Origin of the sequence: Bacteroides sp. Marseille-P3684 (assembly GCF_900291465.1) — a bacterium.
In the GTDB taxonomy this organism is placed as follows: Bacteria; Bacteroidota; Bacteroidia; order Bacteroidales; family Bacteroidaceae; genus Phocaeicola_A.
Genome location: NZ_LT985808.1, coordinates 3150025 through 3168802, shown reverse-complemented (window position 1 = coordinate 3168802; position 18778 = coordinate 3150025). Strand labels below are relative to the sequence as shown.

The following is an 18778-nucleotide window of genomic DNA, read 5'->3' as shown; positions in this document are numbered from 1 at the left end:
CGTAATTCCCTTCAGATGTGTGGTGCGTCGGGTGGCTTTTATTGCTTTTGCACCGTGTTCCCTACCCGGTACCAGTTGTTTTCGGTGTCTTAATTCGAGTTGTTTTTTTGCCGGAAGCCTCTCTTTTACCGGCAGAATTCGCAGGAAAGTAGGAAGATAAGGAGCAAGTCGACCTCCTTGGAGTATTTGTGGGAGAGGTAGTGACGGATGGTGTGGAGCGAGGCGGATATGTATTCCTGCACCGTGTTGACCGAGATGCCCAACGCCTGAGCAATCTCTTTGTGCGACAGACGTTGCCGCCGGCTCAGCTCGAACACTTCCCGTTGGCGGGGCGTCAGCTTGCCGAGGGCTTCGTTGACGACAGCCTCCAGTTCGGCGACGGCAATGGCCTGTGAGGTGCTGTTGCTGTAGTCGACAGCCTGGGAGAGGATGGCTTCTTTCAGGGAACTTTCCTGCTCCAGGCTGCGTAACTGGTTGAGCACGCGGTTGCGCACAATCGTATAAAGATAGGAGGAGAAAGACGTGTCGGGGTCGATGAAACGCCGGCTTTGCCAGACGGCAGCAAAAGTATCCTGAAAGATGTCCTCGGCATACGCTTGCGACTTCAGGTAGCGCAGGGCAAAATAGACGAGCTGGTTCTTGTAACGGGCATACAGTTCGCAAAAGGCATCCTCGTCTCCGTCAATCAGACGGAGAACCAGCGTGCGTTCGTCTTCCCTGTCGTGTGTCATGGCTGTCATAAGTGTTTGTTGCTCTTCCTGCTAAGGTCACTGCAAAGATACGGAGAAAAATAAATACCTCTGACAGCGCACGGGCGGAAAAAGCAGGCTTAGCGCCGTTCGTAGTCCACGAAGCTGTAGGCACAGGCATGTCTCTCGTCCGGCTCATGGCATTCGCGTGCCACCTCCTGCCACACGGAAGGGTCCACTTCCGGGAAGAAGGCATCAGCCTCTGCCGGTGTGTCTGCGATGTGGGTCAGGCAGAGACGGTCGGCAAGACGCAGGGTGTCGGCATAGACACTTGCACCGCCGATGATGTAGACATCCTCCGTCGGACTGCAATGCTCCAAAGCCTCCTCGATGGAAGCGAAGCACTCCGCTCCCGGACAGACAAGGTCCGGTTGTCGGGTAAGCACGATGTTGCGTCGGTTGGGGAGTGCCCCTTTGGGGAGCGACTCGAAGGTACGGCGTCCCATGATGATGGTGTGTCCCGTGGTGAGTGCCTTGAAACGCTTCAGGTCGTTGGGCAGCCAGTAGAGCAGCCGGTTCCGGTAGCCGATGGCGCGGTTGGCAGCCACGGCGGCAATGATGGAGATTCTCATGGAGGTTATACGGATACTTTGCCCGCAATGTGCGGATAGGGGTTGTAGTCTGTCAGTTCGAAGTCCTCGTAGCGGAAGCTGAAGATGTCCTTCACGTCGGGATTGATGTGCATCTTCGGCAGGGGGCGCGGTTCGCGCGTCAGTTGCAGATGTACCTGGTCGAGGTGGTTCAGGTAGATGTGTGCGTCGCCCAGTGTATGGATGAAGTCGCCCGCCTTCAGTCCCGTCACCTGAGCCATCATCATCAGCAACAGGGCATACGACGCGATGTTGAACGGTACTCCCAGAAACGTGTCGGCGCTGCGCTGGTAGAGTTGCAGGCTGAGCCGTCCGTTGGCAACATAGAACTGGAAGAGCAGGTGGCAGGGAGGCAGGTTCATGCGTTTCAGGTCAGCCACGTTCCAGGCGCTCACGATGATGCGGCGCGAGTCCGGGTTATGCTTGATGGTCTCGACCGCCTCCTGTATCTGGTCGATGAAGCCCCCGTCATAGTCAGGCCACGAACGCCACTGGTAGCCGTAGATATGTCCCAGGTCTCCGTCAGGGTCTGCCCATTCGTTCCAGATGCGGACGCCATGCTCCTGAAGGAAGTGCACGTTGGTGTCGCCGCGCAGGAACCACAGCAGTTCGTAGATGATGGATTTCAGATGGAGCTTCTTTGTCGTCAGGCAGGGGAAACCGTCGTCGAGGTTGAACCGCATCTGATGGCCGAACACGCTGATGGTGCCCGTCCCCGTGCGGTCCTCCTTGCGTTCCCCCTCGGTGAGGATACGGTTGAGTAGGTCGAGGTATTGTTTCATTGCTGTTTGCTTGATAGTCGGCTGCAAAAGTACGCATTATTTTTGGAATAGGGCACAGCGAGAGCCTTGTCGCTTGTCAGCAGTCATCGTGCAGCAGGAGGTTGCTGAGCCCCACGATGGCCAGTCCGGCAAGGAGTGTGAGAAAGGCATGCAGTTGGGGGTCACCCCATTGCTGTGCACAGAAGCTGTGCCAGATGTGCTCGCCCGAGGCGACGAGCCATTCCATTCCTCCCAAAATGATGAAGAGAATTACGGCTGCCGCCCCGCCAATCCATCGGATGAGGGTTGCCAGTTGCTCGTAGCGGCGCGGAAGACGTTCCATCACCTTTTCGGTAAATCCGTTGTCCGCCACTTCACGGCGGTTTTCCCGCAGGAAGCGTGCCACGGAGTCGGGTTCGTTATGCTGATTCATAGCCATGCTGTTTTAAGTAGTTCGACAATTTGGCTTTTCCACGGGAGAGGTGCGACTTCACCGTCCCCTCGGGCAGTCCGGTCACGGAGGCAATCTTCGCGATGGTCAGGTCTTCCATGTAGAAGAGTGTCATGCACGTCCGCTCGTCAGGGCGCAGGAGGGCGAGTGCCTGATAGAGGTCGACATGTGCATCCAGCGGAGGCTGTTCGCACATTCCTTCGCCGCCCGGAGGCAGTGAGTCCAGCCCTGTCGTCTCCTTCCGGTTGCGAAGATAGTCATAATGCACGTTGTATGCAATGCGCAGCAGCCAGGTGGAGAAGTCCGACAGTCCGCGAAACGACCCCAGCCCGAGCCATGCACGTATGAAAGTCTCCTGTGCCAGGTCGTCGCTGAGAAATTCGTTGCCCAGCGTCTGGTGCAGGAAGAACCGTCGGACCTGTGACTGGTACTTCCTGACCAGCGTGTCGAACGCCCGGCGGTTGTGCCCTATGACAGCCTGTGCGATGAGCGATAGGTCGGTCAGCGTCTTCATTGTTCGTCGGTGGAGGAATCTTTGGCAGACGTGTCCTGAGGAGTCTCACGAGGTTGCTGTTCCTGATGGAGCTGTCTCTGTTCGCGGCGTTGCAGCTCGCCTGCAAGGAGTTCTCCGAGCCCGATACAGGCGACCAGGATACCGATGGCAGCCAGTTCCTCTCCAGCCAGTATCGCAAGGAAGATGGTCATTCCGATGCCCATGCAAATCATGCGGATGCCGTGCATGCGGAGGTCTTTCTGTTTCTTCTCATCCTCTTGTAGCAGCTTCTGTAGCAGCTCTACCGAGCCCGCTTGTCCCGATGTGACCATCCGGTCGATGAGCGCATATTTGGCACGTCGGTTTTTCGAACGGAAGTAGAACCAGCAGAATACCATAACGAAGGGGAAGGTAAAAGTCAGGATGATGGCTGTCAGGTCTACGAGGTTGTCGCCGATATCGTTTTTCTGGCTGAGTTGCCTTACTTTGTTTCGCAGTTCGGCTATTTCGGCTTGTGCCAGTTCGAGCTCTGTCGGTTCTCGCTGATTTGTTACGGTGGAATCCGCCTTCATTGCGGTGGTGACGGCGGTTGTGTCTTGTGCTGTTGCGGAAGCGGAAGGTGTGCCCACTCCCAGTGTGAGGCAGGCAGCGAGGATGGCTAATGTCTTTTTCATATCGTTTGTGCTTTATGTTTGTTCTGTACATTAGACGCGGCGAGAGGACCGGATGGTTGCAAAGGTGGGGAATTTTTTGATTTTATGCTACGACGTGTTTGGCAAGCTAAGTCACAAGAGCTATTGTTTATTTCTTCTTGTGTAGGGTCAGCAAAAGCATACGGTAGTTTTGTAGTTATGAAACTGTATAATGGATGGGTTAAAATAATGTAAAACAGATGACAATAATACAATATATTAGAATAGTGTCTATATTTGAGAAGTCAATTATGAAAAGACTCTATTTGTTTTTTTACAACACTACTTCTGATGATACGCTTTACCTATAAATACATAAGCATTGCAATAATCCTCCTGTTTATTTGCACATCATTGCTGTCTGCCATATCAGCTAATGAGCATGTTTGGTATGCATATATAATTCCTTGTATACTAAGTGGGGTTATTCTAGTGAAACGTGCAAAGAAAATAGATTTCGACAAAGACCGTCTTTCGGTCCGGGGATTGTACAAAACAGATGTATTCTATTGGAAGGATGTTCGTAAATTCGAACTATTTAAAGATGCCTTTTTTTATGGGAAGACTTTAGGAATCAATGTTTACCTGAAAAATGGAGATATGAAAAGATTCTATATAGGGACATTGGATGCATCATACATGCAAGAGCTGAAGAACCAGCTGAGTAGTAAATTGTAAGAGTCTCACACCAGTTCTTTACCAGTCGGTTTAGGTGGCGTTCCAATGTATCCTGTATATGTTGAGGATAATTTGGGCTTTTGTGTTATACTTCTCATTTTTATTTGTTTGCAAAGGTTTAAATAGGGACTGTCTGCCGAATTACTCATAATGATGGAATTAAACGACAATCCCTATTATAAAATTTCAGTCGTTATACGACAATCCCTATGTAGGCTGTTTTCCCATATCATTCAAAGCAACGGTGTCATATATAAAGGCAGGTACACAATGCCATCTTCTGTTTTCACATCCTTGTCATGAAGCACGTAGGGTGTGGATAACTGGGAGCCATACTTGGCTATGCACTTTCTCAATGAATTCAGTGTGTAACGTTGCCCGGACTTCACCTCTATGGGGGAAATATTATGCCTGCTGGTCGTTACAGGTTTGGCTATCAGGAAATCTATCTCCATACGGTCGTCAGCCGATGTCCGGGAACTGTTGCTGAAGAAATAAAGTCTGTGTCCTGCCGCACGAAGCATCTGCGCCACGATGTTCTCTACCAACATCCCCTCGTTCACTTCCAGCTTGTCAAACATCAGCTTCCGATAAAGGTCTGCGCTTACTATTCCCCGTTCGTCGAAAGCATGACTGATGAGCAGTCCGGTATCGCCCATGTAGCATTTCAGCGTGGTGCGTTCTTCATTCAGTTTCAGTCCGATACTCGGCTCTGTTGAGTTATAGCAGCAGTTAATGATTTTGGCGTCACTCAACCAAAAGAAAGCCTGCGAATAGTCACGCATACGGGCTTCGCTCTGCAAGGCGGACAAGACAAACTTCTTTTCATGTTTCTGCAATTGACCCGGTATTTCCTCAAAAATAGCGGCAACTTTGGTTTCCTGATTGTCGGCATATTTGTGAATGTCATTGCGATAAAGGGCCAATATGTCACGCTTCACCTCATCCACCTTTTCAAAATCCCGCGTTTCCACATATTTGGCGACAGCCTGCGGCATACCTCCGACAATCAGGTATTGCCGGAAATAATCCATTGCCCGACGATGAAAAGTCTCCATAGGAAGACGTTTGTCAAACCGCATCCGTATGTAAGGCATCAGCATCTCGTCTCCCATAGCCCACAAAAATTCCTCAAAGTCCATCGGAAACATTTCGATGGCGTGTTCTTCGGAAGGCAGCATGATGTCCTTGACATTCTTCTTGATGGAAATGAGCGAGCCTGTCTCAATGTAATCATAGCGACGGTCTGCCACCAAATGCTTGATGGCTGCACGGGCACGGGGGCAAAACTGCACTTCATCGAATATGACCAGGGAACGGGCTTCTTCGTCTTTTGTCTGACGTGGGGTAAGTTTTCGTCTGAAATAAAGCTCCAGGTTCATGAAAAGCATGTCGAGGTCGTCCAGATAAAGGTTGAAAAACTCCATCACTTGCGGATTTACCTTGCTGAAGTCCACCAGTATGTAAGATGTATATTCCTTGCGGGCGAATTCTTCCACGATATAGCTTTTCCCTATACGTCTGGCTCCTTCTATCAGAAGGGCGGTATCACCTTTATGGTTCTTCTTCCATTCCAGCAGTTTATCGTATATCTTTCTTCTCATAATTCACGTATTCGCCTTTATTTTGTTATTGATATTTCACATATTCAAGATTATTACGTTTGCAAACGTACACTTTTTCTTGGATTAAAAAGAACTTTAGGATGTTTTTTATTCTAATCTGTCGTTTGGCATTGGTATATCGCCACATTGATAAACGAATACATTGCGCCACCGATTTACATCACCCAAACTCTACCCCTCTAAATCCGCACCCCATTGCCGATACTTTTATTTGATGTATTCTCCTTATGGATGGCATCGTACAACATTTTCAACGGCTGTTCCGCCTTTATCAGCATCCACGAGCTTATCAAATGGTGTACCCAATTATCCAATGCTTCGATGTCCTTTATTTCCTCCGCCTTGCGCACCTCATTCATGTCCGTCTGTGTCGTTGTTACCAGCTTTTCTAGTGTGTACCGCTTATTGCCAAAGGCAAGCAGGGCAAGAGATTGATGTGGTTTGCGTGTTTTTGTCCAATGCTCTTATTCTGTACAGTAAAACAATTGTCACTATTCGTCCTCGTATCATTGCATATACCACTAAATCTTTTTATAATAATTGGCTGGAACTAAATCTAGTGGTTCTGCAAGTTTATCTGTACTATATAGGGACTGTCAGCCGAATTACTCATAATGATGGAATAATACGACAGTCCCTAACTAGTCTTTCGGAATCATAAAGGTTAGATTCATGATGTTATAAATCAGAGGCAGCTATACTGACTGTTATTTTTTGCATACAACATATCATTGAATAAATAAAAAGTGCCATCTTTGCATATTATATGATAAGTTATGACTAAAAGCACAATGGGCACAAAGTTACCACGGAAATTAGAACAAAAGATGCAGATAGTAGGAGAACAAATCAAGATGGCTCGATTACGGAGAAATCTGAGTGTAGCCCAAGTGGCAGAACGAGCTACTTGTTCCCCTCTGACTGTGTCGCGTATAGAAAAAGGTGTCTCAACGGTAGCTATAGGCATTTACCTTCGGGTACTTTATGCTTTACAATTAGATGATGACATCTTGTGGCTTGCCAAAGAAGATAAGTTGGGAAAGGCCTTGCAAGATTTGAGCTTGAAGACCAGAATGCGAGCGTCTAAAAAGGAATAAGCTATGAAGAAACTTTATGTATATGCTGATTTTGATTGGCTCAAGGGAGTGGAGCTCATCGGAGAACTCGGATATGAATCTCTTCGAGGCTCAGATAGTTATAGTTTTTCATTCCATGATGAATGGTTGAGGAAACATGGCGATTTATTCTTGTGTGAGGATTTGAATAACTATCCGGGGATGCAATATACGGAACCGGGAAAAGATATTTTTGGGTGCTTCTCAGACGCTTTGCCTGATCGATGGGGACGTACATTACTTTTGCGACGTGAGCAAATAGCTGCGTCGGAAGAAGGTAGACCGATACGTAGGTTGTCATCTTTTGATTTCCTAACGGGTATAGATGATTTCTCTCGTATGGGAGGACTCCGTTTCAAAAAAGATAAAAATGGAGAATTTATCAACGTGGAGAAATCCTTGCAGATTCCTCCTTTGACGGACGTCCGTAATCTGATAGCAGCCAGTATGGAGATAGAGAGAAGTGAAGAAGAAAGTCAACTACCTTCCAAGAAGTGGATAAATCAGCTTGTAATGCCGGGATCTTCATTGGGGGGAGCAAGACCGAAAGCCAGTGTCATCGGTGAAAATAAAACACTTTATGTCGCTAAATTTCCTTCGCGTAAGGATGATTATGACATCGGATTATGGGAGCATTTTACCCACCTGCTTGCACACAAAGCCGGTATCAATGCTGCACACACTGAAGTCTTGTCAGTTGGAGAGAAATTTCACACACTACTTTCCAGACGTTTCGACCGTAACACTGAAGGTCGTCGGATTCACTTTGCTTCCGCAATGACCTTGTTGGGACTTTCTGACGGGGATAATGCCACAACGGGACATGGCTATCTGAATATCGTTGATTTCATCCTTCAAAATTGTACCAATGTAGAAGATAACTTACAAGAGCTCTATCGTCGGGTGGTTTTCAATGTTTGCATCGGCAATAGCGATGACCATTTCCGTAATCATGGTTTTCTTTTGACACCCAAAGGCTGGACGTTATCTCCAGCATACGACATGAATCCAACGCTGAATGAATATCAAAGCCTGCTCATCACTTCCACATCAAATAAGGCTGATTTACAAACCTTACTGGATGCTTGCGAGGAATATATGATAGGGCGTAATGTAGCTGAAATCATCATACAGGAGGTAACTGATGCTGTACAGGATTGGCGTAGCCAAGCCCTACGCCTAGGTATTTCCAAAAGGGAAATGGATGTGTTTGCCAGTGTGTTGGATAGTAGATTAAAACCGAGTCGGTCTCTCTAGAGAAACAGCTTGGGTTTATTTGTAAACGCCAGCTTACCTTTCTGTCATTCTGTCAAAGTGTCAAATGAATCGCCTGAGAAGGGCCTTCCTTGCACCAAAATACGAGTCGGTGAGTAAAACGGGCATTCTCGGGCGATTCGCAAAATACACATTGATGCAAAGATGGCGATGAGGCTGTCTGAATGGATGGGAAAAGGTTGGTGAGGCGTTAAAAAGGATGACTGCATGCGGTGCAGGCTGAGCAAAATAATAGTTCTCAAACGTGCGCTACCTCGTACAAACTAGAGGTGAAAAACATTAAACTATTGTCTCCAAACCTTAAAACAAGCGTTTTGGCTTCGGAAAACTTGACTTCGGCGGATGAAACAATATTGTTTGGGACATGAAATACTTGTGTTTGGTGCGTCAAACAATATTGTTTGGCAAGTGAAACAATATTGTTTCGCAAGTGAAACAATATTGTTTCGTGGCATAAATATTCATCTTTACCCTCTGTATGGAATGTTTATGCAGCCGGGAGTGAATGAATATTCTTAAAATAACCTACTTTGCCCGATTTCTTCAAAAGTTGCGTTAGCTGAAAAAGGCTCTTTGATGAAATCTGTCAAGTAAAAGCCGGATGTTGCTTTCTTCGTGTAATTGTAGCTCTCGGAGTCTGCGGACCGGGTGGCAAAGGTGGAGGTCATTTACAATGCTCCGCCCCGGTATCATGTCAGCGGAGCGGTAATCAATCTGGTCATGCGGAACCCGGAACAAGGATTGGAAGGGGAGTTTATGGCGGACTATCAGAACCGTTATTACAGCGGAGGGGGCGTGAATGCCAGTATGCGTTACGCCACTCCCAAGGCGACTTTTGACCTGATGTACGGACTCAACAACCGCCCCCATGTACAGCATTACCGCCTTTATTCCCTCCACAGGCTGCACGACGAACGGCATGACATCCGTCAGGAGGAGCACATCGTGGGCAAAGCCTGGGCACATGACCTGCGTGCGTCGTTCAATTACCGGTGGAAGGAGCATTGGGACATGGATTTCACTTATACCGGCATGTTTTCTCCTGACAAGAAGTCTTCCAGCCGGAGCGAAGGCGGTTTCCAGCAGAGTCTCAACGAGAGGGGGCTGACTCCCGTCTGCATAACCTTGCCTGGAGTGTACGGCTGGGACCGGGCGTCTCACTCGGGGCAGACTATACATGCTTTCATTCCGACGACGACCAGCATCTGTCCGCCGCTTTCCATGACGGGACGTCCGTCCGGACCGTAGCCGTAGGCAGGCAGGTCATAGACCGTCTGACGTTGTATGCCGACCGTGACCGTCCGCTGAAGAACGGATGGAATGTGGGTTATGGTTTGGCTTACAGTTATTCTTACGACCGGGACTCGCAGGTCTATCAGCAGAACGAGGGGATGCAGCAGGCATACGACACGCGCTCCAAGCTGCGCGAGCAACGGGGTGAAGTCTACGGGTCCGTGTCGAAGCAGTTCGGGAAAGGACTTGCGATGGAGGCTTCGCTCAAGGGCGAGTATTACCGCATTGCGGATTACCGGAAGTGGACAGCCTATCCGCGTTTCTCATTGAGCTATGTCCCGGGCGGGAAGCATGTCTTCCAGCTGACATTTGCTACCGACAAGACCTATCCCAGCTTCTGGCAGATGCAGTCGTCGGTAGGGTACATTGACGGCTATTCCGAGGTGCGGCAGGAGGAAGGGTTGCGCCCGTTTACGGACTATGCCCTGAACGCGACGTACGTGTATAACCGGAACTACATCGTCAACCTCTTTTATTCCTTTCAGGATGACTGTTTCATGCAGTTGCCCTACCAGTCGCCGGAACGGCTGACCTTGATTTACCAGACCCGGAACTTGAATTACCAGAGTCATGCCGGCGTGGTGTGCGTGGTGCCTGTCCCGGTAGCCAAATGGCTGGAATCCAGACTTGAGGTTGGCGGACTTTACCAGCATGTACGGTGTGACGACTTTTTCGACCTGTCTTTTGACCGGAAGAAGTGGGTGGGATTCGGCAACTTGAGCAACTCGTTCCTGGTGGGCAAGGACCTGTTGTTCGAACTGGCGGCACGGGTGCAGAGCCCGGCGATACAGGGGAATCTTGATTTGGGTAGCATCATGTCGGTGACGGCGGGCATGCGTTGGACGTTGGCGAAGGGCAGGATGTCGTGCAGCCTCTATTGCACGGATCTCTTCAACAGGTCGCTCCCCCGGTGCACGCTCGATTATGCCGGTCAGTACATGACGATGGACAACCATTTCTATCTGCGCACTGTCTCCCTGAAGCTGGTCTACCGCCTGGGAGGCTACAAACAGAAGGAGGTGAAGAAAGTGGACACGTCCCGGTTCGGGCATTGAGCGAAAATGTCCGCTGTTCCTGAAAAATGAATTACCTTTGCAGGCGTCAACCCCCCAATCCGTTTAGAAGTCATGATACAACACTACGCCTGCCATTACCGTTCCCCTTTGGGGGACATGACCCTGGCATCCGACGGCGATGCACTCACCGGTGCGTGGTTCGACGGACAGAAGTATTTCGGCTCGACCCTGCACGGTTCTCCTGTGACGGCAGACCTCCCGGTCTTTCGCCTGAGCCGGGCATGGCTGGACCGCTATTTCAGTGGAGAGCTCCCCGATGACCTGCCACCCCTGCGTCCGGAGGGTTCCGTCTTCCGTCTTGCCGTGTGGGACCTGCTGAAGGACATTCCCTATGGGACGATGCGGACCTACGGCGCCCTTGCCCGTGAGCTTGCCCGACGGACGGGACGCAATGTCTCTGCCCAGGCTGTGGGAGGGGCAGTCGGGCATAATCCCTTGAGCCTATTCATCCCCTGTCATCGGGTGGTGGGCAGTGACGGAAGCCTGACGGGCTATGCCGGTGGCGTCCGCCTGAAAGAGAGACTCCTCCGTCTGGAAGGCGCCGACATGACTGAACTGTATATTCCCAAACAAGCGATATCCCACTCATGAAGTTACCTGAAGCATTCACCACTTACACCCGTTCGCTCCTGGGCGATACGGACTACGACGCCTTCGAGGCTGCCTTGCAGACCGACCCGGTCGTCAGTCTCCGCACCAATCCCGGCAAGTCTGCTGTAGAGGCGGCGTCATCTCCCGTCCGCCTGACACCCGTCCCCTGGGCGACGGACGGCTATTATGCCGCCGAACGTCCCACGTTCACTTTCGACCCGTTGTTTCATGCCGGCTGCTACTACGTGCAGGAGGCATCGTCGATGTTTCTGGAACAGGCGTTACGCCGTTATGTGACCCGCCCCTCCGTGGTGCTCGACCTTTGTGCCGCCCCGGGTGGCAAGTCAACGCACGTCCGTTCGTTGCTGCCTGAAGGCAGTCTGCTGGTGAGCAACGAGGTGATGCGCTCCCGGGTGCAGGTGCTGGCGGAGAACCTGGTGAAGTGGGGGCATCCCGACGTGGTGGTGACCAACAACGACCCGGCGGACTTCCGTCCCTTGCGACACGTCTTCGATGTGGTGCTGACCGACGTCCCCTGCTCCGGCGAAGGCATGTTCCGCAAAGACCCGGTGGCTGTGGACGAGTGGAGTGAAGACAACGTCTCGCTCTGCTGGCAACGCCAACGCCGTATCCTCACCGACATCTGGGGCAGCCTCAAGCCCGGCGGCATCCTGGTCTACAGCACGTGTACCTACAACCTCCATGAGGATGAGGACAACGTGGCGTGGCTGTGTGAGGAATACGGGGCGGAGCCGCTGCCTGTGCCCACGGAACCCTCCTGGGGCATTACTTCCGATTTGTCCGGACGCGGACTGCCGGTCTACCGTTTTCTGCCTCATCGCACGTCGGGGGAAGGATTCTTCCTTGCCGTCCTGCGCAAACCGGCGGACGAAGAAGTGGAAGATGTCCCTTCGCCGCGGCGTGAGAAGAAGAAAGACCGGAAGGCTGCTGCTCCTGCCGTGCCTGCTGTCTGCCGTACCTGGCTGCGTGACCCGGCTGACTGGGAATGGACCTGTGACGGGGAACGCATCACCGCCCTTCCGCTCGCCCATAAGGAGACGATTGGGCTGCTGAAGCAACACCTGCGCGTGGTGTGTGCCGGCGTGGAGGTGGGAGAGGTGAAAGGCAAGGACTGTCTGCCAGCCCATGCGTTGGCAATGAGTGTGAGGTGTGCCGACGCCTTCCCCCGTTGCCCGCTGACGTATGAGCAGGCAATCGCCTACCTGCGCAAGGAGGCCCTCCAGCTTCCCTCGGAGACACCGCGCGGATATGTCCTCCTGACCTATCGGGAGGTACCCCTGGGCTTTGCCAAGCAGCTGGGCAACCGTGCCAACAACCTCTATCCGGCGGAGTGGAGGATTCGCAGCGGTTATCTGCCTGAAGAAGTCAGATGTTTATAAACATACTCCGTTCGTTTGAGACTTTGCCGATTAATCCATATATTTGGAAGCAAATACAATTAGGAACCTTTTATCGGAGGAACAACTATGAGAAAAATGATGAACATCGTCCTTGCCGCCGTCCTCTGGCTGGTGGGTGCAGGGACGCTTTGTGCCCAGGATAAGGACAAAGAGAGAACATTCACAGCACAAGATTCACTGAACTACTGCATGAAGCAGGCACAGAAGGCGTTGCTGGCGCAGCGCCCCGAAGCTGCCTACCGCTGGTACCGGCGTGCCGTGCGCTACGACTCGCCGTCGGCTTGCCTGGCATTGGGCAACTGCTACTACTTCGGTTACGGCACCTCGTGCGACTATGACAAGGCATACCGCTGGTTCTACAAGGCGGCTGAGCGGGGGAACACCGTGGCAGAGTACAGCATCGGACGCTGTTACTACTACGGGCGTGGCACGCACCGCGACGGGAAGCAGGCGGCTGCTTGGTACCGGCTGGCTGCCGAGAAGGGCTATGGTATGGCGAACTTCGGACTGGGATGTTGCTACAAGGACGGCGACGGAGTACCCGTCAACTATCCGAAGGCGGTCGAACTCTTTGAGAAGGCGGCTGCCGACAGTCTGGCTGCCGCATACTACATGCTTGGTTCCATCTATGAGTCGGAACGTGAGGGATGGACGCCTGACGCACGGAAGGCATTCGACAACTTCCGGAAGGCTGCCGACATGGACTATGCGAAGGCACAGTACAAGTTGGGCAACTACTACGAGACCGGTAGGGGCTGCACGCGCGACTATGCGCAAGCCAAGGAATGGTACCGCAAGGCTGCCGAGAACGGGGACATGGATGCCCAGTACCGTCTGGGACGCTGCTACTATTACGGGTTGCTGGATACGAAGCCCGATTACGGGATGTCTTTCCACTGGCTTTCGCAGGCTGCCGCACAGAGCCATGAACGTGCCCAGTATCACTTGGGTGTGCTCTACCAGAACGGGGAAGGGGTGAAGCAGGACGACAGTCTGGCGTACTTCTGGTTCCGCCGTGCGGCAGAGCAGGGCTATGCGCCGGGTATCTACCGCTTGGGACGCTGCTACCTGGAAGGACGCGGAGTGACTGCCAGCGAGGCGAACGCTATCGAGTGTTTCCGTGCTGCAGCCCGGCTGGGCAATTCGTCGGCAAAGGCAGAGCTGCTCTCATTGGAGCGGGATTAACCCGACCCCATACTAAAACGATTCCCCGTGAAGGATGTACGCGCTGTGCGTCCTTCACGGGGAATCGTCGTATGGGAGGGGGTGCGTTCAGCTCTCCACGGAGAATGCCTGCCGGAACGTGCAGCCGTTCTTCCACTCCGAACAGCCGTAGGCAGTCTTGCCCTTGATGATGTGGCCTTTGCCGCAGAGGGGGCAGGGTTGTCCTTCGAACACCGGACGCGGCTGGGGCTTGGGTGAGGTCTTCCGCTTGGCAGCGGCGCGGCGTTTCACCCCTTTCTCTACCACCTCGACTATGTTCTCCTGCGTGGAGACGCGGCGGTTGGTGTTGTCGCTCAGCACCTGGTAGACAATGTCTGCCACCATCTGCTTCAGCTCGTCGAGGAACTGGCGCGGGTCGTAGCTGCGGCGTTCGATTTCGCGCAGCTTCTTTTCCCAGATGCCTGTCAGCTCGGCAGACTTCAACAGCTCCTCGTGGATCAGTCCGATGAGCTCGATGCCCGTCGAGGTGGCGATGAGGTTCTTCTTCTCCTTGCGGATGTAGCGGCGCTTGAAGAGTGTCTCGATGATGGCGGCGCGGGTAGACGGGCGGCCGATTCCGTTCTCCTTCAGCGCATCGCGCAGCTCATCGTTGTCCACCAGCTTGCCGGCAGTCTCCATGGCACGCAGCAGGGTCGCTTCGGTGTAGGGACGGGGAGGTTGCGTCCACTTCTCGTTCAGTTCGGGGAGGTGCGGTCCGCTTTCTCCTCGGGTGAAGGCAGGCAGCGTGCGCTCTTCGTCCGTGTTCCTGTCGCTGTCGTTGCCCTTGTCACTGTCGTCGGTGTTGGCCGTGAGAGCATCCTTGCTGAAGACGACGCGCCAGCCTTGGTCAAGAATCTGCTTGCCCGTCACCTTGAACTCGATGCCGTCCGCCTCTCCGAACACGGTGGTGGTGGCAAACTTGCAGTCGGGATAGAACACCGCGATGAAGCGGCGTGCCACGAGGTCGAACACACGTCGTTCCATGTCCGTCAGGTTCGTCGGCGGAACACCTGTGGGGATGATGGCGTGGTGGTCGGTCACCTTGGAGTTGTCGAACACCTTCTTCGACTTGTTGAGCTTCTGTCCTTCGAGCGGGGCGGTGAGCACCTGGTAGTCCGTCAGTCCCTTCAGGATGCCGGGGCACTTGGGGTAGATGTCGTCGCTCAGGTAGGTCGTGTCGACACGCGGATAGGTCGTCACCTTCTTCTCATAGAGCGACTGGATGGTACGCAGGGTATCGTCGGCGGAGTAGGCGAACTTCTTGTTGCACTCCACTTGCAGCGACGTGAGGTCGAAGAGGCGGGGCGGTGCTTCCGTGCCGTTCTTCTTGGTCACCTCGGTTACGGTGAACGGCTTGTCCTTGATGCGGTCGAGCAGGGCCTGTCCCGTCGCAGCGTCCATGATGGGCGGAATGCCCCGGTTGGCATCCTCCTTCCGGGCTTTCTTCTTCGGCTGCGGGTTCTCTTTCTCCTTGGCTTCCTCTTCAGCCAGCTCTTCGTCGCTCTTGCGGACGAGGGCAGAGAAGACCGTGTCGCGATAGGTGGTCTTCAATTCCCAGTATTGTTTCGGCACGAAGTTCTCGATTTCCAGCTGACGGTTGACAATGAGTGCCAGCGTAGGTGTCTGCACCCGTCCGATGGAAAGCACCTGACGGTTCTGCCCGTACTTCAGCGTGTAGAGGCGTGTGGCGTTCATGCCCAGCACCCAGTCGCCGATGGCACGGGAGAGTCCTGCCTCGTAGAGCGGCTGGAACTCTTTCTGGTCCTTCAGGTGGGCGAACCCTTCGCGGATGGACTCCTCGGTGAGCGAGGAAATCCACAGACGCTTCACGGGGCACTTCGCCCCCGCCTTCTGCATCACCCACCGTTGGATGAGCTCTCCCTCCTGTCCGGCATCGCCGCAGTTGATGATGCCGTCGGCAGCCTGCATGAGGCGTTCGATGACCTTGAACTGCTTCTCGATGCCCGGGTCGGCAATCAGCTTGATGCCGAAGCGAGGCGGAATCATGGGCAGGCTGCCCAGGCTCCAGGTCTTCCATGAGGGGGTATATTCGTGGGGTTCTTTCAATGTGCAGAGGTGGCCGAAGGTCCAGGTCACCTGGTAGCCGTTGCCTTCCAGATATCCTTCGTGGCGTGTGCGTGCTCCCAGGATGTCGGCGATGTCTTTAGCCACACTCGGCTTTTCAGCGATGCAAACTATCATGCGTATGTTCTTTTTTCTGTCTGATGAGATGCGCAAAGATACAGCTTTTCTTCCACGGACTTTCGCCCTTGTCCCGATTTTCTTGCTTCCGGGGCTGCTGATGCCGGTCGCCGGAGTGCGGGAAGATAAAAGCCCCCGTCCGCTGATGACCGGCGGACGGGGGCGAAAGAAAGAGAGGGGAAACGGGAAGGAATGTCTGAAGGTGTATTCAGCCGTCAGAGGGTGTCACCGAAGTCACCGAATCCCGAGCTGGTGCTGTCGTTGGCACCCCAGTAGCCTGCGCAGTGGTGCAGGATGTGCGGGAAGGTGTGTGTGACGGCGTGTGAGGAGAGGTCTACGTAGACCACGCTTCCCTTGCGCTCCTCGGAGCTGTTCTTGTCATACATCACGACCACCAGACGGTTGCCCCGTGCCGAGAGTCCGAGATACTCCACTTCTCCCAGGTCGGAAGGCAGGGTGCAGAAGGAGCTGAGCGTCGGCAGGGTCGTCGGTGAAGAATAGATTTCGGTTCCACTTCCGACGTAGAACATGCCGTTGCTGATACCGGTGGTTCCGGCTGCAATCTTCGTGTTCTCACCGGCGCCGGGCAGCGGCAGGACAGTCTCGCCGCTGAAGGTCGACTCTTTGGCATTCCATACCGCCTTTTTGAAGGTGTAGAGGTGGATGCCGTCCGACTCGGCAGCATAAGCGTTGAAGAGGTGTCCGCCTCCTCTGTAGGCATCCGATGCGTAGAGCAGGGTACCGTCGATGGTGACGTTGTTCTCCGGTTCGGTCACTTCATCATACGCATACGAGTCGGCGACGATGCCCAGCTCGGGATTGTCGCTGCTGTACGGGGCGATGGAGTAGATGCGCTTGCTCAGTTCGTCGAACACCCATGCGAACGAGGCACCGCTGGCACCCATGACCGGATGGCTCCAGTAGTAGTCCTGAAGGTGTCTTGCCGGACGGTAGAGCTTGCCGTCGACGTAGCGGATGTACTGTCCCTGGCTGATGAAGAACTGCTCCTGACGCATGCTGACCACCGTACATTCGGGCAGGAACCGGTAGCCCTGGTCCTCGTTGATGAAGTTCGCATCCGTGATGAGGTACATCGGCTGGAAGGTATTGTTGTTGGTGATGATGACGGGGTTGTCTCCCTCATTGGTCAGGAAGGTCATCTGCCAGCAGGAAGTGCCGTTGACGTAGGTGTAGCCGCCATAAATCTGTGCGGGTTCCTTGCCGAAGGGGTACTCACCCACACCGGTAGCGTACATGACATCTTCCGCCGTGGAGGCGTCTTCCGAGTTGGCGGGGATGTATGCCATTTCGGTTGAGCCGTCGTCCATGCGGGTCAGGAAGTAGTAGCCGTAGTTGAACGGGTTGGTGATGGTCAGGCTGAAGGTCATGCGGTACTGCATGCCGTTGTCAAGGTCGCGGATGGTCAGGGCACAGAGGTGCTCGCCATAGTCGAGCGGCGGCAGGGCGATGTCGAGGTTACGCTCGTTCGAGACGACGGTCTCCCCGATGGTCCATTCATAACTCAGGTTGATGCTGCTCTCGTCCGTGATGTTCAGGACGGGAGTGAGTTGCAGCCGGGAGCCGGCTTCCACCAGCAGGTCTTCCTCCAGCCCTTCGATGGTCACGGAGTTGATGGGCGTGTAGTCGTAGTTCCCGTCATCCTCGGCGCAGGCTCCCATGAGCAGTCCGAGGGAGAGGATTGTGGAATATAATAAGGTTGTTCGTTTCATATTCGATGATTGTTGAGGTTATGGAATCAGGGTAGTTTGATGGGCGGTACCGACGTGTCTCCATCGGGATAGATGTCGTTCACCTCGAAGTACTCTCTCAGCTGGGTCACATACATGTTCATGACCGGATACCAGTTGAGGTAGGTGGACGTCGAGGGCATGTTGCCCCACCACAGCGGTTCTCCGTTCTCCAGGCTGGTGGTCGTGTCCGCCCCTTCGTAGTAGATTTCAATCCACTTCAGGTAGACCTCACGGTAGAACGGTCCGAAGACGTTTGCCCAGCTGCTCCACCAGCTCGGTTCGCTGAGGATGTCCGAGAACGACACTTTGACGGTCTCCAGGTTGCCGTAGCCCAGACGGAAATTGTCGTTGGGGAGGATACGCATGCAGACCTGCATCCAGCGTTCCTGCAGTTCAGGTTCACGTGAGATGACCATGCGGATGGTGTCGGTCAGCTCGCCTGCCTTGATGGAACGGTTGTTGAGGATGCTCTCGTCCCACGCCGTGGAGATGGCGTTGGTCTGGTCGCTGATGAGTTCGATGTCGTAGGGACGGTCATAGTCGACCGGTGTACCGATGACCTTCACCACGACGTTGAGGGTCGTGTTGGTGATGCTCAGTTCGTCGAGGGCGAAGGAGTAGGAGATGCTGTCGGAACGGAAGGTGGTCGCATTGCCGAAGGCATCGAGCTGGTAGGGTACGTCGAAGTAGATGTAGCTCTTGCCGTTGTCGAATGCGTCGATTTCCTCGTTGCTGCATGAGGCAAGGGTGCCCGTCAGGCAGAGGAGGGTGGTGTATAGGAGATTCTTCAGTTTCATAATCTTGTCATGTTA

Annotated in this window: 18 protein-coding genes; 8 read left to right on the top strand and 10 right to left on the bottom strand. The window is 53.4% G+C overall.

Features of this window, described 5'->3' with window-relative positions; all coding sequences use genetic code 11:
• Nucleotides 1–125 precede the first annotated feature (125 nt).
• The 6 genes from C8275_RS12555 to C8275_RS12530 form a co-directional block, all read right to left on the bottom strand.
• Nucleotides 126–731, bottom strand: coding sequence for an RNA polymerase sigma-70 factor (locus C8275_RS12555; protein WP_106625831.1), 606 nt, complete (start codon nt 729–731; stop codon nt 126–128).
• A gap of 98 nt (nt 732–829) precedes the next feature.
• A complete protein-coding gene (locus C8275_RS12550; protein WP_106625407.1) occupies nt 830–1321 on the bottom strand; it encodes a dihydrofolate reductase in 492 nt (163 codons plus the stop codon).
• 5 nt (nt 1322–1326) lie between these two features.
• Complete coding sequence (locus tag C8275_RS12545; RefSeq protein ID WP_022384814.1) at nt 1327–2121, bottom strand: thymidylate synthase; 795 nt, start codon at nt 2119–2121, stop codon at nt 1327–1329.
• Nucleotides 2122–2197: 76 nt separating this feature from the next.
• Complete coding sequence (locus C8275_RS12540; RefSeq protein ID WP_157948267.1) at nt 2198–2533, bottom strand: DUF5056 domain-containing protein; 336 nt, start codon at nt 2531–2533, stop codon at nt 2198–2200.
• Nucleotides 2520–3065, bottom strand: a complete 546-nt coding sequence (locus tag C8275_RS12535; RefSeq protein ID WP_022384812.1) for an RNA polymerase sigma factor — start codon at nt 3063–3065, stop codon at nt 2520–2522. The genes C8275_RS12540 and C8275_RS12535 overlap by 14 nt, the downstream gene beginning before the upstream one ends.
• The gene (locus C8275_RS12530; protein WP_106625406.1) at nt 3062–3718 is read right to left on the bottom strand and encodes a DUF6249 domain-containing protein; all 657 of its coding nucleotides are present in this window, start codon (nt 3716–3718) and stop codon (nt 3062–3064) included. The genes C8275_RS12535 and C8275_RS12530 overlap by 4 nt, the downstream gene beginning before the upstream one ends.
• Nucleotides 3719–4027: 309 nt before the next feature.
• Here C8275_RS12530 and C8275_RS14895 point away from each other — a divergent pair, with 309 nt between their 5' ends.
• A complete protein-coding gene (locus C8275_RS14895; RefSeq protein WP_106625405.1) occupies nt 4028–4414 on the top strand; it encodes a hypothetical protein in 387 nt (128 codons plus the stop codon).
• 233 nt (nt 4415–4647) lie between these two features.
• Here the strand turns inward: C8275_RS14895 and C8275_RS12520 are convergent, their stop codons facing one another.
• The gene (locus C8275_RS12520; RefSeq protein WP_106625404.1) at nt 4648–6018 is read right to left on the bottom strand and encodes an ATP-binding protein; all 1371 of its coding nucleotides are present in this window, start codon (nt 6016–6018) and stop codon (nt 4648–4650) included.
• 812 nt (nt 6019–6830) lie between these two features.
• Here C8275_RS12520 and C8275_RS12510 point away from each other — a divergent pair.
• The 7 genes from C8275_RS12510 (at nt 6831) to C8275_RS12485 (ending at nt 13995) form a co-directional block, all read left to right on the top strand.
• Entirely contained in the window at nt 6831–7136 is a 306-nt protein-coding gene (locus C8275_RS12510; RefSeq protein ID WP_199881924.1) for a helix-turn-helix domain-containing protein, read from the top strand.
• Between the two features lie 3 nt (nt 7137–7139).
• Entirely contained in the window at nt 7140–8411 is a 1272-nt protein-coding gene (locus tag C8275_RS12505) for a type II toxin-antitoxin system HipA family toxin (RefSeq protein WP_106625401.1), read from the top strand.
• 738 nt (nt 8412–9149) lie between these two features.
• The gene (locus tag C8275_RS14890) at nt 9150–9677 is read left to right on the top strand and encodes a hypothetical protein (protein WP_234395768.1); all 528 of its coding nucleotides are present in this window, start codon (nt 9150–9152) and stop codon (nt 9675–9677) included.
• Nucleotides 9572–10777: an outer membrane beta-barrel family protein gene (locus tag C8275_RS12500; protein ID WP_369861220.1), complete on the top strand. Its 1206-nt coding sequence runs from the start codon at nt 9572–9574 to the stop codon at nt 10775–10777. The genes C8275_RS14890 and C8275_RS12500 overlap by 106 nt, the downstream gene beginning before the upstream one ends.
• Nucleotides 10778–10849: 72 nt before the next feature.
• On the top strand, nt 10850–11389 hold the full coding sequence (locus C8275_RS12495; protein ID WP_106625399.1) for a methylated-DNA--[protein]-cysteine S-methyltransferase: 540 nt from the start codon (nt 10850–10852) through the stop codon (nt 11387–11389).
• Complete coding sequence (locus C8275_RS12490) at nt 11386–12789, top strand: rRNA cytosine-C5-methyltransferase (RefSeq protein WP_106625398.1); 1404 nt, start codon at nt 11386–11388, stop codon at nt 12787–12789. Before C8275_RS12495 ends, C8275_RS12490 begins: the two co-directional genes overlap by 4 nt.
• Nucleotides 12790–12876: 87 nt before the next feature.
• Nucleotides 12877–13995, top strand: coding sequence for an SEL1-like repeat protein (locus tag C8275_RS12485; RefSeq protein ID WP_106625397.1), 1119 nt, complete (start codon nt 12877–12879; stop codon nt 13993–13995).
• 87 nt (nt 13996–14082) lie between these two features.
• Here C8275_RS12485 and C8275_RS12480 read toward each other — a convergent pair whose 3' ends face one another.
• The 3 genes from C8275_RS12480 to C8275_RS12470 form a co-directional block, all read right to left on the bottom strand.
• Nucleotides 14083–16215 (bottom strand): DNA topoisomerase 3, encoded by a 2133-nt coding sequence (locus tag C8275_RS12480; protein WP_106625396.1) that lies wholly within the window; start codon nt 16213–16215, stop codon nt 14083–14085.
• Between the two features lie 215 nt (nt 16216–16430).
• A complete protein-coding gene (locus C8275_RS12475; RefSeq protein ID WP_106625395.1) occupies nt 16431–17945 on the bottom strand; it encodes a PKD-like family lipoprotein in 1515 nt (504 codons plus the stop codon).
• Nucleotides 17946–17971: 26 nt separating this feature from the next.
• Complete coding sequence (locus C8275_RS12470) at nt 17972–18763, bottom strand: DUF4843 domain-containing protein (protein ID WP_106625394.1); 792 nt, start codon at nt 18761–18763, stop codon at nt 17972–17974.
• Between the last annotated feature and the right edge of the window lie 15 nt (nt 18764–18778).

Bases quoted from the DNA above. Each gene is read 5' to 3' on its own strand.
- C8275_RS12550 (WP_106625407.1), bottom strand. From the start codon at position 1,321: ATGAGAATCTCCATCATTGCCGCCGTGGCTGCCAACCGCGCCATCGGC.
- C8275_RS12505 (WP_106625401.1), top strand. From the start codon at position 7,140: ATGAAGAAACTTTATGTATATGCTGATTTTGATTGGCTCAAGGGAGTG.
- C8275_RS12470 (WP_106625394.1), bottom strand. From the start codon at position 18,763: ATGAAACTGAAGAATCTCCTATACACCACCCTCCTCTGCCTGACGGGC.
- C8275_RS12485 (WP_106625397.1), top strand. From the start codon at position 12,877: ATGAGAAAAATGATGAACATCGTCCTTGCCGCCGTCCTCTGGCTGGTG.
- C8275_RS12480 (WP_106625396.1), bottom strand. From the start codon at position 16,215: ATGATAGTTTGCATCGCTGAAAAGCCGAGTGTGGCTAAAGACATCGCC.
- C8275_RS12495 (WP_106625399.1), top strand. From the start codon at position 10,850: ATGATACAACACTACGCCTGCCATTACCGTTCCCCTTTGGGGGACATG.
- C8275_RS12490 (WP_106625398.1), top strand. From the start codon at position 11,386: ATGAAGTTACCTGAAGCATTCACCACTTACACCCGTTCGCTCCTGGGC.
- C8275_RS14890 (WP_234395768.1), top strand. From the start codon at position 9,150: ATGCGGAACCCGGAACAAGGATTGGAAGGGGAGTTTATGGCGGACTAT.
- C8275_RS12475 (WP_106625395.1), bottom strand. From the start codon at position 17,945: ATGAAACGAACAACCTTATTATATTCCACAATCCTCTCCCTCGGACTG.
- C8275_RS12545 (WP_022384814.1), bottom strand. From the start codon at position 2,121: ATGAAACAATACCTCGACCTACTCAACCGTATCCTCACCGAGGGGGAA.
- C8275_RS12530 (WP_106625406.1), bottom strand. From the start codon at position 3,718: ATGAAAAAGACATTAGCCATCCTCGCTGCCTGCCTCACACTGGGAGTG.
- C8275_RS12555 (WP_106625831.1), bottom strand. From the start codon at position 731: ATGACACACGACAGGGAAGACGAACGCACGCTGGTTCTCCGTCTGATT.
- C8275_RS12520 (WP_106625404.1), bottom strand. From the start codon at position 6,018: ATGAGAAGAAAGATATACGATAAACTGCTGGAATGGAAGAAGAACCAT.
- C8275_RS14895 (WP_106625405.1), top strand. From the start codon at position 4,028: ATGATACGCTTTACCTATAAATACATAAGCATTGCAATAATCCTCCTG.
- C8275_RS12535 (WP_022384812.1), bottom strand. From the start codon at position 3,065: ATGAAGACGCTGACCGACCTATCGCTCATCGCACAGGCTGTCATAGGG.
- C8275_RS12540 (WP_157948267.1), bottom strand. From the start codon at position 2,533: ATGAATCAGCATAACGAACCCGACTCCGTGGCACGCTTCCTGCGGGAA.
- C8275_RS12510 (WP_199881924.1), top strand. From the start codon at position 6,831: ATGGGCACAAAGTTACCACGGAAATTAGAACAAAAGATGCAGATAGTA.